Below are 445 nucleotides of genomic sequence, written 5' to 3' on the forward strand. Positions count from 1 at the left end.
AACGTATGAAAGGCGGGAATCAGGTGTGATCCCATTTCTAAAATAAAAACGGGTAGAGTCAATAAGACTGACAAAATTAAATCTTTTTTAAGTTTTTCTAATTCAATATTCTTTTTATCTTGAAAGCTTTCCGTAGTTTGATGAACTGACTTTGCTTCAAACCCTGCTTTGGTGACAGCCTGAATTAACGAGTCACGAGTGACAGATGAGCTTGCCTGAATAGTCGCTTTTTCAGTAGCCAGATTTACATGTGCTGATTCCACACCCTCAACAGATTTTAAGGCTTTTTCTACTCGACCTACACAAGAAGCACATGTCATCCCCTCAATCTCTAATGTTTCACTGTAGTGTGGCGTATCAGTCATTTCGGTACTCATATACGATCTCTATCATTTAGATATGCTGAGTTCTATATGCGAAGATCAGCTCGAACCAAGATTAGGGG

1 pseudogene is annotated in these 445 nt (G+C 38.9%); it reads right to left on the reverse strand.

Annotated features, from left to right (window positions below):
• Positions 1–335: pseudogene (locus ACNPNW_RS06485) on the reverse strand (cation transporter); the annotation flags it as partial.
• Between the last annotated feature and the right edge of the window lie 110 nt (positions 336–445).

Source organism: Acinetobacter endophylla, assembly GCF_053543775.1.